This window comes from uncultured Flavobacterium sp., assembly GCF_951805225.1.
Classification (GTDB): Bacteria; Bacteroidota; Bacteroidia; order Flavobacteriales; family Flavobacteriaceae; genus Flavobacterium.
This window is the reverse complement of record NZ_OX638201.1, coordinates 987,263-1,003,694: the sequence shown is the minus strand read 5'-3', so window position 1 is coordinate 1,003,694 and position 16,432 is coordinate 987,263. Positions and strand designations below refer to the sequence as shown.

Genomic DNA, 16,432 nt, shown 5'->3' with positions numbered 1-16,432 from the left:
AGTCTATTTAATATTTAGACGTTGTTTTTTTCTTTTTACTGACCTTATCGGCAAGTTGCATTGCATTGTAAACATTTAATACTTTTCCTGATTTGGATAATTCCGAAAATGGTACTTTTTTATTTTCCGTACCTGGAACTATAACTTGCAAATCATAAGATGTTCCTGAATCCATAATGATTTGTTTTACCTGTGCAACAGTTAGATTTGGATAATAAAGCCAAATTAACGCTGCAGTTCCTGAAACCATCGGAACAGCCATTGAAGTACCAGAATCAAATTTGTAACTATTACCTGCACCAGTCGAGTATATTTCGTCTCCCGGAGCAAATAAGTCTACATTTTGTTTTCCGTAATTAGAATAATCAGAAACAAAAGTACTATCTAATTTATGGCTGACAGATCCGACTACCATAAAATTGGAGCAAAATTCTTTGTTATCTTCAAAATTAGTATCTGTTGTATAATATTTTACCTTATCAAGATCATCACCTTCATTACCAGCACTGCGAATTAATAGTACATTATGTTCTTCAGCATATTTAAAAGCTTCTGTAACCCATTCCTGATGCAAAGAAAACTGCTTACTAAAAGACATATTAATAATCTTTGCTCCATTGTCTACAGCATAGCGTATAGCCATGGTAATATCTTTATCATGTTCATCTCCTGATGGAGAAATATTCAAAGGCATGATTTTAACGTTTTGAACAATCCCTTTTATTCCTATATTGTTTTCTCTATTAGCGCCAATAACTCCTGCCATTTTTGTGCAATGATCCTGAATAGATCGATGTCCTGCTTTATTATTACTGACATTATTATTGCCGTAACCTTTTTCTAAAACATTAGGATTGTCCCCTATTAACAGACGCTCATTGTAATCTAAATTCAGGTTTTTATTTACAATAGAATCAAGCTGAGTTTTTTGATCTACTAATTCTTCTAAAGTACTTTCGTCAGTATTCAAATTAACCATCATATAAGATATTAACGCTCCCAGATCTCTATCATTATCATCACGTCTTTGTTTGTATCTTTTATCATTTATTTTATATATTTTATACAAACTATCCAGTTGTTTGTAGGTGTAATCTTCTTTAGGAAAAAAGTACTTTAAAGTATCTTTTACCAAAGGATAAACTGCGACATCATGATTTAAGGATTTCAACCAATTTTTTGAATATTTTTCTTTTTCTCGATACTTTTTTAAAGCTCTTTGATATTCCTTGTATTTATAAAGATCTTTAGAATCAATTTCAGCTTCTGTTTTATCTTTAAATAATGGTCCCCATTCCTGCATAATGCGAACATATTCATATCTATTCCAAACTACATAACCTCCGCTTTTGGTTCCTGTAAAACTCCAGCCGTTAATGTCATCAAGATAACCATTATGGTCGTCATCGATATCATTATTTGGAATTTCTTTGCTGTTTGTCCAAAGTTGTCCTTGTAAATCTTCATGATTTATATCAATTTGAGTATCTATTACAGCTACAATAATACTTTTGCTTTTAGGGCGCTTTTTATTTAAACGATACCATTTATCTAACGAAATACCTGGAATAGTGTCTTCTTTATAATCTTTTCGATACCAGATTTTTAATTCTGTAGCTGTAAGTTCTTTTTTTAATATAGTTATTTTAGAAAAATTACTAGGTTCTATAGTAGATTTACAACTTACTAAAAGAAGGAAAAATAGAATAATTATGTAAAATAATTTAATCATGAATCAATATTAAATTTAAAATACTAACCATTGCATTTTTCAGTTGAGTTTTGTTTTCCTTTATGATCATTTGTATCGGACGGATCGTCATTAACAGTAGTGGTCTTTCCTCCTCCAACTATTGAATTTAAACTTTTTAATTTGGCTACTTCAAATCTTTCAATACCAAATTTATTTATACTTTTTTTTTCATTTTTCGTTTTCATCTTACAATTTATTTTTTGGATTACTAAATATGATCGCAAATATATAGTCCTCTGCTCATTGAACTAACAAAAAATTTGATTTACTTGTCGGAATTCAGGAATTTCGATCTCCTGCATTTTACTAAAACACAACTTATCAAGTAGTTGTGTTCAAATCCAATTCTTTAATGAAATAGGTTGGTTTTATACCTGTTTTTTTATAAAAAGCGGTCGAAAAAGATTCAGCATTATTAAAACCAAATTCCAATGCCAGAGCCTGAACGGTATATTTCCTTAGTTTGTTATTTTTTTGCAATTGATTAATAGCATTCTCAATTCTTAATTCATTAATATATTGTGTAAAAGATTTTCCTTTATATAGATTAACTATCTTAGAAACATATTTACTATTGGTATCAAATGTTGATGATAACAATTGTACAGTAAGATTCGATTCCAAATATCCTTTGTTAGTTTCAAAAAGACTGAGCTTCTCTAAAATCTGATTTACCAACTCTTCGGCAATACCAATTTCTTCGATTTTAATAGAATCCACTTTTATTATATCTTCATTTTTAAATTCAGGATTCTCCTTAATTTTAGCTTCTTCTATTATTTTTTCAAATCTTGATCGATATCGTTTTTTACTTTTATATTGATGTACAGCAAAACCTCCTAAACCAATAGTAGCTAGTAATAAGAATCCTAATCCCCAGTAGGTTTTAATTTTATCATTATTGAGAGAAGTAATAAGACTTTCTTTATCAGAAATTAAACGCGGAGTATCATATTCTTTGTATACCAACTTATTTAGTTCCCGATAATTTTTCTTTAAAATACTGTCAATGGACATATAAACTGTAATGTATTTTAATTGATTTTCCTTATCACCCAAATTTTTATAATAAGAAATCAAATAAGGATACCCATCTACAAACTCTGTACTTATTTCCTTTGTTATATTGTAGATAGAATCTACTTTAATATAATTTGCTGCCGCTTTTGCTTTTTTTCCTAATCCGTCATAAGATTTCCCCAAATAATAATACCCGGCCAGCACATTACCAATATTATCATATTCAATCATTTTAGGCAATGCTATATTAATACTGTCCAATGCTGCTTTGTAATTCTTTTTTAAAACTTGATTTGCACCTTCATTTAAAACAAAAAGATATTTGTATTCTTCATTCTTTGTTGCTTTAGACTCGTTATATCCAAGTGCATTATAATAGGAAGTTGAATCTGTATTCTCTAAAGATTTATAACAATCTGCGATTCCAAAAATGATACTTTGATAATCTTCAGCATATTTTGAACTTCTTACGTCTTTGCTTTTATAATATCGATAACATTCCTTATAAATTTCTAATGCTTCATCATATTCTTCTAAGTCTTCAGATTTGGTAATACCAATATATTCTCTTACTGTATAATAATAATCAATATTGGTTTGCAGTGCCACTTTTTCTGCCAGATTATAATTAATCATGGCTTCTTTAAACTTAAATTGGTATTTGAGAAAATTACCTTTTTCACAATAAGCAGCGGCTGGAAAAAATTTATCATTTGTTCCTTTCGAATATTTTATAACACTATCAAGATATTGAATCGCTTTATTCTCATTAGACTTATAATAAAACAAGGCAATTTGATAATTAGCTTTAGCTTTTCTAATGTTATTATTTTCTCTTATTGCCTTAGTCATATAGGCATTTGTATATTGTATTTGTTCTTTTTGATTACCTACATTTTTAAAATATAATTGATGCAATTCATCATAAGACAATTTTGTAAGATCTTTTTTTGTAGACTGAGCAACCAAAAAAACAGGGAGTAGTAATAATAGTAAGATTCTTTGAAGTTTATGCAGAAACATATATTAAGGTTTCTTACAAAAATAGAGCATCTTTACAGAATTATAATGATAAATTAGGTATTTTTAGGCATTTTATAACTAATTCATTTAAAGATAATTACCTTCTTATTTTCAATAAATTCCTGAATTAAGTATCGGGATTCCTGAATTTCGATAGGCAACATTTGCGAGCAGTACGATGTTTAGCTAGTTTTGACTTCAGAAAAGTGAGACATTTTTTACAGTAAGACGTTACGATAAGAAGTAGCTCGTTTTTCTAAATGTAATTGGCCAATTACCTGGGTTGATTCCGTAACTAAGTTTACTCGGAAAAACATTAAGGAATGTGTGGCAGAGATTGTCACAAATTATTTAACATTAAAAAAATATTATGAATTTAGAAAGTTTAAATTTAGTAGAGCTTAATGCTCAGGAAGTACAAGAAGTTGATGGTGGATTTTTACCTTTACTTTTGGCAATTATTGAAATTGGAGGTGCTTGCTATGCTACAGGTTATGCGATAGGATATTTTACGAAACATTAATATAAAAAGAATCATGGAAAATTATTTAGATCAAAAAAAAACCGAGGTTATTGAATTAACAATTAATGAAATGATGGTAACTGAGGGAGGTACACGAGCAGAAAAATGGATGGTTGCGGGTGCTTTTTTGTTAGGATTTGCCCCAGGTTTATTTGCTATGGGATATTATAATGCGACACATTAAAAGCGTTGTTTTATAAAAATATATAATTAATAAAATTACTTTATGGAATCATCAAAATTATTAAAAACAATAAGAATTGTAATAATACTCTCCTTATTTATATATGTATTAGGGTACATTATTGGTTCTATTTATAAAAAATAATTTTATCAGTTAAGCAATATTCTCCTTCGTTTTTATCAGAAGGTGAGTATTGCTTAAATTTATTAATATGGGAGTTTTCAAAAAAATGATACTCCAGATTTAATGTATCTATGAAATCAAATAAAAATAAATGAGATTTTTCAGATATAAAACACAAATAAATGCTTATTATAATTAATTTACACAATATTAATCTGTATGTATTTTTATGCCTTACACATAAAATGTATGGTGAAGCATTATTTTATTTATTAAACTAACATATACCTTAGAACTTATGAATTATGATCAAAAATTATTAAAACGCATCAGCATTATTATTTGGATAGCAGTATCAATTTATTTACTGGGATATCTTACAGGTCATATCTTAAAATAAGCACCAGTATTAAACTTTTAGTGAAAACTTGAAGCATACTACTATTTTTATTCACAACATGAAAAAAATATTTAACTTTTACATAAAAGCATTTTTAATCATTTCTTTTATATCAATACCTTTTATATTTATTGTTTTTGAAGATTTAAATACAAAAATATTCAGTTACAAAATATGGATAGCTACATTCTTTCCTCAATTTATATATATACTTTATCTGTTCAGAAAAGAAAAATTATTTAACACCTTTAAAACTAATTTTCTTGGTAAAGGTTTATATAATAATGCCATTTTGATTACCTGTTTGATACCTTTTATTATATATTCTTTCCTTGTTGGATTTAAATTAATCAAGGTCTATAATTATAGTAATTGGGATATTGAAATTATTGTTTATTTTATTTTAATATTTCTTTCGGCATTGTTAGAAGAAATTCTTTTCAGATTTATTCCGTACAAAGTTTTGGTTAATGACATTTCAATAAAAGATGTATTATTAGTTTCTCTACTTTTTAGTTTTTTTCATTTATTCAATCCTAATATTAATGTTGTAGGGTTGGTTAATGTTGCGATAGCGGGTGTTTTTTTTAGTTTGATATACTTAAAAAGTAATTCTATTTTATTGACAAGTTTTATACATGCTTTTTGGAATTTTTCAATTGGCTGTCTATTGGGTAGTAATATCAGTGGTATTAAAGTCATAAGCATTTTAGAATATGTTCCTCAAAAACCATTTTTTTTAAGCGGAGGAGATTTTGGATTTGAAGGATCCATTATAACTACATTGTTGTTTTTAATGTCTTGCGCGTTTTTATATCTTTTAAAGCCAATGAATCCTTTAAAAAAATTTAAAAGAAATGTATTTCAGTTCAGATCAAGAAAACATAATCGAAAATTTAAATTTGATAAAGCTTAATACTCAGGAAATACAAGAATCATATGACAAAAAACATCATTTATAATTATTATTAATATGAGAGAAAAAAAAATCATCAAGTTATTTATTCTTATAGTTTTAGGTGCTTCATTAGCATTTTACTTGGGAAGTCAATGTGCAAAACACGATTTAAAAATTAATATTGATAACAAAAAGAGCATAATATGAAGTTTTACAAGAGCAACTCGTTTTATATTTTATTTGCAGCTTTTCTTATCATGGTATTACTAGCTTATGTCTTTGATAAAGGAGAAATTCTTGGCAGAACATTGGCAAAATAATAGTATTGATTATAGAGTAGTTAATCTGTATAAGCGGATATATTCCCTTATACATTACTTATGTAAATTCATTAACCAAGATATATGGTTATTATTAATGTGTTAGAAAATGAAAAATAAGGAATCTATTATTGAAGTTCTTTTTTTAGGTAAGAAGCATAAAAAACAATTGACTATAATTTACACGTGTATACTATTTTCTTTGGTGTTTTATTTTGCTGGAAAATTTTTTGGTGAGGCATTGTATTTTGCAACCCATTAAAAAATAAATAAGGTTTAAGCGTAATAAAAATTTCTCAATTTTAAATATTATTTTACTACTATGGATATTTCAACAAAAACAAAACATCGTTTGATATTATTTCTAAAATTTTTAATTATAATATATTTGGTAAAATTTCTGACAGATTTTTACCCTAATATTAAATCATTCTTTCTGGATTGAGATCATATGAAAGGAAGAATCTAAGAATCTCTTTAAATATCAAAATGTATTTATTTAGTTCTTAAGTGCAATCTTTTTAAATTTCATTTGAAAACTAATCAATTTTTCAAAAAATCTTATTGAAGGAACTAGTTATATGTATATATAGCTACGGGGCTGAAAAATAATGAATTTTGAGAGAAGCAATGGCTTTAATAAAACAAAAATTAACAAGTAATATACTATTATTTACATTCAGCACAAATGATTATATCTTAAAATAAACATATGAATTTCAGTTCGGATCCTATAAACACTCTCGAAAATTTAATCTCTAAAAATAAAACTAAAAGCTTTTCCATTTATTTAGTTATCATTTTGACGATTATCATTTTCTTGATTTTATTACCCATTATAAAAGTTGACATTACTAGTCAAAGCCGTGGAATCGTAAGAAGCACTACAGACAATGTTCCTGTTACTGCTATTGTAAGCGGTCGTATTATTTGGTTGAATCTAAAAAACAATGCTGTAGTACAAAAAGGTGATACACTTTTAAAAATTGCAAAGCAAAACCTTGAGACTGAGAAAAGAACTCAAAATTTAGTATCTAATTCTGTTATTGAACTTTTGCAAGATGTAAATTCTATCTTATCAGGTAAAACAACGACTTTAAAAACTTCAACAGCAAGAGAAGATTTCTTAAAATTTCAATCTCGCAAAAATGAATTGCAGAGTAAAGTTTCACAGGCACAAATTAACTTCAGTCGTAATAAAGGTTTATATGATAAAAGTATTATTGCAAAAGTAGAATATGAAAAGTACGAATATGAATTACGTTCAGCTAATGAGGCTCTGAAAAGTTATATAAGTGAACAAAAAGCAGCTTGGGAAAATCAAAAAAGAGATCTCGAAGAGCGAATCAAAAACTTAAATGGAAGTATCGAAAAAATTAAAGTCGAGGAAAATAATTATGTTATTACAGCACCTATTTCAGGTACGATTGAAAATTTTTCGGGTCTGCAAATAGGATCATTTTTAAATGCAACTCAATCTATAATGACTATTTCAGCAATTGACCATTTAATTGTAGAAAGTATGGTTTCTCCAAATGATATTGGACTTATTCATAGTAATCAAAAAGTTAAATTTCAGCTTGATGCATTCAACTATAATCAATGGGGATTACTCGAAGGGAAAGTTATTGATATTGATCACAATATATCTGTTCAGGAAAATCAAACTTTTTTTAAAGTACGAAGCGAATTAAATACTACCGAAATGAAACTAAAATCGGGATACAAAACCAATGTTTCAAAAGGAATGACTCTCACCACACGTTACATCATAACCAGAAGAAGTCTCTTTGATTTATTATTTGACAAAGTAGATGACTGGCTTAATCCCAAACAATTGTCAATCGATAATTAATTCTAAAAAATGGCATCAATAAAAATTAAACAACATGATATTAAAGATTGTGGTGCTGCTTGTTTGGCATCTATTGGAAATCATTACCAAGTTAATCTTCCTATAGCGCGAATTAGACAATATGCTAACACAGACAAACGTGGCACCAATGTTCTTGGCATTATTGAAGCTGCCGAAAAAATGGGATTTACAGCAAAGGGAGTAAAAGGAGGTCTGGATTCTGTAGATAAAATTCCGTTACCGGTAATTGCGCATGTAGTTATAAAAGAACAACTACAACATTATGTAGTGATTTATAAAGTTGAGAAATCAAAAGTTGAAAATCAGTCCAAAATTACAGTAATGGATCCAGGTGTTGGAAAAATGGAAGTCTATACTTTTGAAGAATTTCAAAAGATTTGGTCAGGTATTTTAATTCTTTTTGCTAAAAATGATGATTTTAGATCTTACAATGAAAAAACATCACCTATCACCCGTTTTTGGCATTTGATTCAACCTCATAAAAGTATATTAATTCAGGCATTAACGGGCGCAATTATTTTTACAGTTTTGGGATTGGCAATGTCAATTTATATCCAAAAAATTACAGATTACGTTCTAGTCGAAGGCAATCGAAAATTACTTAATTTATTGAGTATTTCAATGATTGGTGTAATTTTATTACAAGGCTTTATTGGTTCTCAAAAAAGCATTTTTGTAATGAAAACGGGACAACTAATTGATGCCAAACTAATTTTAGGATATTATAAACATTTACTGCATTTGCCACAGCGCTTTTTTGACACGATGCAAATAGGAGAAATTACCTCCAGAATAAATGATGCTGTAAAAATTAGAACATTCATTAATGAAGTTGCAATTGATATGATTGTAAACATTTTTATAGTAATTTTTTCATTCGCTTTAATGTTCACTTATTATTGGAAATTGGCTTTAGTCATTTTACTTGTAATTCCGTTTTATATGATAATTTATTTTGTTTTGAATAAATTCAATAAAAAAGTAGAACGAAATATTATGGAAAATGCAGCCGGTTTGCAAACACAATTGGTTGAAAGTGTTACACACATACGTACTATTAAAGAATTTGGCATAGAAGAGTTTTCAAATATAAAAACGGAGAATTCATTTATAAAGCTATTATTTACAACCTTTAAATCTGGTTTAAATGGAATTTTCGCTACTACTTCTACACAATTTTTAGCTTCTGCTTTTACAATAATTTTAATGTGGATTGGATCAGGTTATGTAATTGACCGAGCTATTACTCCGGGAGAATTGTTTTCATTTTATGCCTTGATTGGCTATTTTACATCTCCCGTTGCTTCTTTGATTGGCATGAATAAAACGGCTCAAAATGCATTAATTGCAGCTGACAGACTTTTTGAAATCATGGATTTAGAACGTGAACAAACAGAAAATAAAATTGAGTTACCTAAAGAAAATTCAGGAGATATAAAATTTGAAAATGTGAGTTTCAGATATGGTTCCCGAATCGAAGTGTTTAAGAACTTTAATGCCGTATTTAAAAATAATGAGACCACCGCAATTGTTGGAGAAAGTGGTAGCGGAAAAACAACTTTAATATCATTATTACAAAATTTATATCCTATTAAAGAAGGTAAAATTTATATTGGTGATTATGATACTCAATTTATACATTATAGAAGTTTAAGAAAAACTATAGGAGTAATTCCGCAACAACTTAACTTATTTTCAGGTAATATTATTGAAAATATAGCTTTAGGAGATTCTTTTCCAAACATTCACAGAATATTAGATTTATCCAAACAATTAGGAATTACTGAATTTGTAGAAAAATTACCAAATGGTTTCGAAACTCAGATTGGTGAAAATGGCACGATGTTGTCAGGAGGTCAAAAACAAAGAATTGCCATTGCAAGAGCACTTTACAAAGATCCTGAAATTTTACTAATGGATGAAGCAACATCTTCATTAGATACAAACTCAGAAATGATAGTTAAACAAACTATAGATGATTTCAAAAAGCAAGGTAAAACAATAATTATTATTGCTCACCGATTAAGTACTATAGCAAATGCGGATCAGATATTAGTAATGGAAAACGGAAAAATAATAGAGTCCGGTAATCATCATCTTTTATTAGCAAAAAAAGAAAAATATTTTAATTTATGGAAGAAACAGAGCTTGGTTTAAAATGAATGACAGCTACATCTTGTTAATTAATTAAAATAAGCTGGCTCATTTGAGCTGGGGTAAAACAACTAAAAAATAAATTATGAAATCTGTTATCCTTTATGCTTTTGTACTGACAATTATTTTTATCGACCTAATTTTCATGAAATATATTCATTCAGAATTAATCGATATTATATTGCTTACGAGTTTATTTAATATTATAACTTTTCCTGTGATATATGGGTTTATTGCAATCAAAACTATTGCATCAAGTCCAAGTGAAAAATATAATTTTTTTTGTATTAGTAACTCAAGAGTCAATAAAAAGACAACACAAACAATAAACGAGCTTCTTTATATATTAAAACAACCATGTACCATTTTATTATTTTGTTTTCCTTTATTCTTTTTATTAAATCATAAAATAGATATTACAGTTTTTACTTGTATAAATATCGTTTTTCTTTTTTTTGCTTTTTTAAATTTATTGATAATCTCGATTTTAATAAACTCCTTTTACGAAGGAAAATTTTTTATTCTTCTATGCATATTAAACATTTTAATTACAACTACATTTACAACTGTCCCTTTTACAAATAAGAATATGTTCAATATTACTTTATCATTGGTTAGTTTATCATTTTTAAGCATCTTGTTTATGGTTCATTTCATAAAAAGAAACCACGTAGGGAGAATAAAAATCGAAACTGACAAATTATAACGATGTGAAGGACGAATAGCAAACAATTATCATGAACAAAAATCACTTTTTTATACTTATTACTATTCTTAGTATTTCGCTTTTATTATACAATTTATTTGTTGTTAAAAGTATATATAGTCTAATTACACCAATACTAGTTTTGATAGTAATCGGTATTCTTTATTTCAATGATCGAAATAAAAAAGATGACTAATTTATAGCCGTATTCTTCTATCCATAACCTTAATCAACTTTGCCATAATACTAACTATTATTAGGTTGACAATAGTATAATTTTTCCGTACTAAATTGGAAAAAATTATCTCTATGTGAATAAAATTCTGAGTAAATGACAATTATAAGTTCTTAATAATAAATCATAATATTTAGATACTACAAAACTGACTATCCTCAGTTTAAAAAAATTTACTATTTTTAGTAAACATTCAATCTCTTACTATGACAGATAAATCACAACTCCGAAGCTCCATTTTCAGACATCTTGACGGTTTAGCTGTTGCTCCGGTAGCAATCGCATTGAAGAATCACGGCGTTTTAGAATTTATCTTAGAAAAAAAACAAACTCAATTATCTGAGCTTGTCACTACTTTTAAAGCAAATGAAGGTTATCTGAATGTTGCTTTGAGAATTTTGGCTTCGCAAGCCTTTTTAGAATATGAGGTCAATAACGAAACACAGGAAATTAAGATTTCTGTAAATGAAAAAACAGAAATAGCTTTTTCAATGTTTCATCTTTATCAGGATGTGGTTGATTTATTGCACTTTTCTACCCAATTTCATTCCCGTCTTTTTGATGATGCGCCCTTTGAAAAACTCAATATTATTTTCGAAAAATATAAAAAAAATTACGGAATAGAACCTTCTGATGATGCTTTGAAAAATAGCATTCAGGAACAAGTTTTAAAACATATAGAAGGATATTTGATTGGTCCAACAATTGTTCGTCTGGCGATGAACGGAATGTTTCATAAGTACTTTATGGAAACTTCTTTCAGACCGGAAGAATTTCATAAATCTCCTGAAAATTTCAAAAAGATATTAGACTTTTTTGTTCATCTTGGATGGTTTCTTGAAAAAAACGGTAATTATCAATTTACCGAAGTCGGTTTGTTTTTTGCTAAAAGAGCCAGTGCTTATGGCGTTACCGTTTCGTATTTACCAACATTTGCCAAAATTGAAGAATTAATTTTTGGAGATCCCAACGTTTTAAGAACCACAAATGATGGCGAAAATGAAATTCACGTTGATCGCGAAATGAATGTTTGGGGAAGCGGCGGTGCTCACGATACTTATTTTAAAGTGGTAGATGAAATTATTATTAGTCTTTTTAATCTCCCAATTGAACAACAACCCAAGGGAATTCTGGATATGGGTTGTGGTAATGGTGCTTTTCTACAACATATTTATGAAGTAATCGAAAGACAAACCTTAAGAGGAAAAATGCTCGATGATTATCCATTATTTCTAGTTGGCGCCGATTATAATCAGGCTGCGCTAAAAGTAACCAGAGCTAATCTTATAAAAGCAGATATTTGGGCAAAAGTAATTTGGGGAGATATTGGTCGTCCCGATTTACTTTCTGATGATTTAAAAGAAAATTATAACATCGATTTGAAAGACTTGCTTAACGTGAGAACTTTTCTAGATCACAATAGAATTTGGGCAGATCCGGAACAGATTCACAAAGACAGAATCAGTAAATCTACCGGTGCATTTGCTTTTAGAGGAAAAAGAATCAGCAACAATCTGGTCGAAGATAATCTTCTCGAACATTTACAAAAATGGTCGCCATATGTTCGCAAATTTGGTTTACTTCTAATTGAGTTACATACCATAGATCCAAAACTTGCAGCCAATAATTTAGGAAAAACTCCTGCAACAGCTTACGACGCTACACACGGTTTTTCTGATCAATATATTGTTGAACTTCCTGTGTTTAATAAAATTGCTGCAGAAGCAGGATTATTTCCCGATAATTCGTTTGCCAAACAATTTCCGGATGCTAATATCGCTACGGTAAGTATCAACTTGTTAAAAGGAAATTGAATCTATACTTCTAATTAGAAAAATCATTTTTCAGTGTACATTATAGACAGTAAATAAAAAAGCCAGATCAGAAGATTTGGCTTTTTTTATACAATCAAACAAGCTGTCATTAATAAATACATTCGCTTATCTTTTCTTCTCTTCAACATATTCTCGATAGTTTAATATAAATCTAGGCTCGAAATAAACTTCTTCAAAATAATCTGTTTCAGATAACATTGCTTTTCTATTCAATATTTTAAGTTTTTGAATATCAGACAATTCAATTTTTAATCGTAAAAATAAACTCACAAAACAAACTCGTAACATGAATTTCCTTTCTCATGTATAAAAAATGTCGTTCTCGTGACTTTTTACATCTGTAAAATACTACAAATCAGTAGCTTTATAATATAAATATAAAACTATTCTCATTTATTTATGATATTATTTCAAAATAATACTTCAAAGATAATATGAGCTATATCAAAGCATTATAAAAATTATAATATAAAACAGTGGAGTTCAGAAACCACTATAAAAACGGGGTGGAATCTGAAAAACCTTATGAGTAAGAAAAAACAAGTAAAGATTAGAAATCATGAGCAAAGAAATTAAAATCAGTAAAGAAGAGATCCTTAGCCAGTTGAAAAAAGAAGGCGTAACAAATTTGGACGAATTTGCAAACTTCTTAGTTAAAAAAACCCATAAAGATGGTGATGCTAACGGACCTGTAGTTAACAGCGCAATCGTCTACCAACATGGTTTTGTAAGTCATTAACTACCTACTAATGAGTGAGAAGTAAAATCTCACTCATTATTTTTTTCATTTCCCCTAAATCTAAATAACATCATGAATAAACTTTTTAGTACTAGTGATCGAGATAATATGCTCGAAGGAGTTTTAGATTGGCTTGACTCTAATATGGAAAAATTTCAAACACCTGCCGAAGATTCTATCACAGGTATTCTGCCGGAAAATATTAAAGCCGATTTATCAAGAAAAGCATTAATTGAGTTAGGATTAGCTTTAAGACTTGCTCAAAGATCTTCTGTTTTAAAGAAGCATCCTAAAATTGAAAAACTAAAACAAGCATGGATTTCTATTGTTAATAGTCAGAATTTTTTCTTTGATTCGAGACGAAGAATCCAATTGTTCCCACATAGAGTTGTTGCTTGTTCCGTTCTTAAATCTTTTGGAATAAATGAACAAGAAGTTTCAAATGATTTACAAACGGTTTTAGACAGAGGCTATTTAGATCGTGTTGAACGAAGTGCCTGGGATAAACTCGATATGAAATATTATATCGAAGCTTGCGATTTAAAGCATTCTTTTTCAAACAACGACGACTTATTATTAAATTCTTCCCTTATAAATCTTCCTAAATTGTCTTATATCCAAAACATGGATTTATATGGTTTAACGCACCTTTTGTTTCACTTTTCGGATTTTGGATCAGTAGATATGAAACAATTTTTAGGAGTGCATTATGAAAATGTTCAAAAATATGTTGATTTATCGACGTCTATGTCTATAATAAAACAAGACTGGGATTTGACTGCCGAATTATTAATTAATCAATTTTGCCTGCGAAAACAATTTACAGAAATAGATCGCGATATTGCTTCAACATTGTGCAAAAGTCAGCAAACAAGCGGCTTTATTCCCGGGAGAAATTGGGTAAAACAAAGACAAGATGGCAAATCATTAGAAGAAAACTTACCTCTTTTTGATGATGTTTATCATCCTACAATTGTGACTTTAATATTGCTGGATTGCGAATTTATTAATAATTGATTTATGGAAAATTCTATCAAAAAAATCACGGAAAACTTATATAGCTGGATTCGTTCAAATAATGCTATACAACAATCTGATAATGTAATTAAAGTTCTGGCTTTGCTCAAATTAATTACTTTAATCGATAAAAATCGAAATGAAGAAGAAATAAAATTCATCCAAAACTTTATTAGAAATAATAATCCAATTGACTATCGTTCAGAAAGTTTGTTTAATTGCATTTTAGCCAATTCTTTAATACTGGATTTTGGCAGCATTGGTCAGATAGAAGCTGCTTTAGAATATTCTTCCATTTTATACGAAATCAAAGATGCCAATCCTAATTCTGTAAATGGAGTGTTATTAAATTGCGTTTTTGATGATGATAATGATAAAAATGAAATCTCTCCGCTTAATTTTAAAGTTCCACTATTTGAACTGGATATCATCAAAATGATAAATAATGTTCTTACTCAAATAGAAATAAAATCAAAATTTGGAACCTGTGAAGTCGAATATAATCCTGTATTTAATAGTAAAATTGAAGGAATGGCCATACATACTATGAGATTATATGATCTTGAATTAGCAATGAGAAGTTTGCGAGTTTTAAATTATTTAAAATGTAAAGAGTCACTTGCAATTCAAACAGGATTAGATTTTATACTATACCAACAATGTACAGATGGCAGTTTTGGAGATTTTGAAACGGCATTTTCTGAAGTAAAAAATGAAGCCAACGGAGAAAATACAATCTTCCAAATAAAACTAGAAACAGCGATTCAGGTTTTATGGACTTTATATGAATTAAACAATGATAAAAACAATTTAATATCCCAAATATTTAATTCTCATAAACATTTTAATCAAATAAAAACTTGAATTATGTTAACAGCTAATCAAATAGAACAATTTAAAAGAGATGGAGTTTTGATTATTAAAGACTTTTTTGTTCAGGAGGAAATTGCTGAATGGAAAAAACAAGTATTAAACTATTTTCAGAATCCGGTTTCTGATGAAGATTGGTTTAATTCTTTGAAGAATATCCCTTCAAGCCAATTTTTTCTGGAGAATGAACCATTGCCAACGCTCCATTACAAAATGAAAAGCTTATACGATTGTTTGTCCGATAGCATTTTATGGCACGGTGAGAATGAAGTTGTAGCTAGATCGCCGGACAAGGAAGCAGAATGGTTAGGTGCAAGAGCGCCACATCTTGATTTTCCGGTTTATGATGCTATTCGAACTTTAGTTAATTCTGTTTTTTATTTATCAGATGTCTCAGAGTTTGGCGGGCCGTTTATGTACTGGCCTGGAAGTCACATCGCTTCCTGGAATTATTTTAGGAAAAATCCACAAGATTATATGGCTCAAGGCGTTCTTAGCCAAGACATGATATTTGCTAATATAAAAAATACGATTTCAAACGAAGCCGTTCCTTTTTTTGGTAAAGCAGGTGATTTGATGCTTTGGCATTCCTTGATTTTGCATTCAGCTTCTGTAAATAAATCAGATTCAGCCAGACTTGCATTAATTGGAAGATGGGGAAATAAACTAAATGGAGGCGAAAATCATTTTGATTTTGATACCGATATCTGGGATTATTTAGACGTCAAAACATCCAAAGAATTACAATTGTAATAC

13 protein-coding genes are annotated in these 16,432 nt (G+C 28.7%); 10 read left to right on the top strand and 3 right to left on the bottom strand.

From position 1 onward, the window contains the following. Positions 1–7: 7 nt before the first annotated feature. The 3 genes from WN975_RS04335 to WN975_RS04325 form a co-directional block, all read right to left on the bottom strand. Positions 8–1,732 carry a S8 family peptidase gene (locus tag WN975_RS04335; RefSeq protein ID WP_337965392.1) on the bottom strand — a complete coding sequence of 575 codons (1,725 nt, stop codon included), beginning with the start codon at positions 1,730–1,732 and terminating at the stop codon, positions 8–10. Between the two features lie 23 nt (positions 1,733–1,755). Beyond that, positions 1,756–1,938 carry a hypothetical protein gene (locus WN975_RS04330; protein ID WP_337965391.1) on the bottom strand — a complete coding sequence of 61 codons (183 nt, stop codon included), beginning with the start codon at positions 1,936–1,938 and terminating at the stop codon, positions 1,756–1,758. Positions 1,939–2,074: 136 nt separating this feature from the next. After that, positions 2,075–3,796, bottom strand: a complete 1,722-nt coding sequence (locus tag WN975_RS04325) for a helix-turn-helix domain-containing protein (protein ID WP_337965390.1) — start codon at positions 3,794–3,796, stop codon at positions 2,075–2,077. A 370-nt stretch (positions 3,797–4,166) separates the two neighbouring features. Here WN975_RS04325 and WN975_RS04320 point away from each other — a divergent pair, with 370 nt between their 5' ends. The 10 genes from WN975_RS04320 (at position 4,167) to WN975_RS04275 (ending at position 16,429) form a co-directional block, all read left to right on the top strand. Further along, the gene (locus WN975_RS04320) at positions 4,167–4,319 is read left to right on the top strand and encodes a class IIb bacteriocin, lactobin A/cerein 7B family (protein WP_337965389.1); all 153 of its coding nucleotides are present in this window, start codon (positions 4,167–4,169) and stop codon (positions 4,317–4,319) included. A 13-nt stretch (positions 4,320–4,332) separates the two neighbouring features. Then, the gene (locus WN975_RS04315; protein WP_337965388.1) at positions 4,333–4,503 is read left to right on the top strand and encodes a hypothetical protein; all 171 of its coding nucleotides are present in this window, start codon (positions 4,333–4,335) and stop codon (positions 4,501–4,503) included. Between the two features lie 581 nt (positions 4,504–5,084). Continuing rightward, a complete protein-coding gene (locus WN975_RS04310; RefSeq protein WP_337965387.1) occupies positions 5,085–5,942 on the top strand; it encodes a CPBP family intramembrane metalloprotease in 858 nt (285 codons plus the stop codon). 1,014 nt (positions 5,943–6,956) lie between these two features. Further along, the gene (locus WN975_RS04305) at positions 6,957–8,099 is read left to right on the top strand and encodes an HlyD family efflux transporter periplasmic adaptor subunit (protein ID WP_337965386.1); all 1,143 of its coding nucleotides are present in this window, start codon (positions 6,957–6,959) and stop codon (positions 8,097–8,099) included. A 9-nt stretch (positions 8,100–8,108) separates the two neighbouring features. Beyond that, complete coding sequence (locus WN975_RS04300; protein ID WP_337965385.1) at positions 8,109–10,277, top strand: peptidase domain-containing ABC transporter; 2,169 nt, start codon at positions 8,109–8,111, stop codon at positions 10,275–10,277. 1,144 nt (positions 10,278–11,421) lie between these two features. Beyond that, entirely contained in the window at positions 11,422–13,029 is a 1,608-nt protein-coding gene (locus tag WN975_RS04295; protein ID WP_337965384.1) for a class I SAM-dependent methyltransferase, read from the top strand. Positions 13,030–13,609: 580 nt separating this feature from the next. Next, the gene (locus WN975_RS04290) at positions 13,610–13,789 is read left to right on the top strand and encodes a hypothetical protein (protein WP_337965383.1); all 180 of its coding nucleotides are present in this window, start codon (positions 13,610–13,612) and stop codon (positions 13,787–13,789) included. Positions 13,790–13,861: 72 nt separating this feature from the next. Further along, entirely contained in the window at positions 13,862–14,806 is a 945-nt protein-coding gene (locus WN975_RS04285; RefSeq protein ID WP_337965382.1) for a hypothetical protein, read from the top strand. A gap of 3 nt (positions 14,807–14,809) precedes the next feature. Continuing rightward, complete coding sequence (locus WN975_RS04280) at positions 14,810–15,670, top strand: hypothetical protein (protein WP_337965381.1); 861 nt, start codon at positions 14,810–14,812, stop codon at positions 15,668–15,670. Positions 15,671–15,673: 3 nt separating this feature from the next. After that, positions 15,674–16,429, top strand: coding sequence for a phytanoyl-CoA dioxygenase family protein (locus WN975_RS04275; RefSeq protein ID WP_337965380.1), 756 nt, complete (start codon positions 15,674–15,676; stop codon positions 16,427–16,429). Positions 16,430–16,432 lie beyond the last annotated feature (3 nt).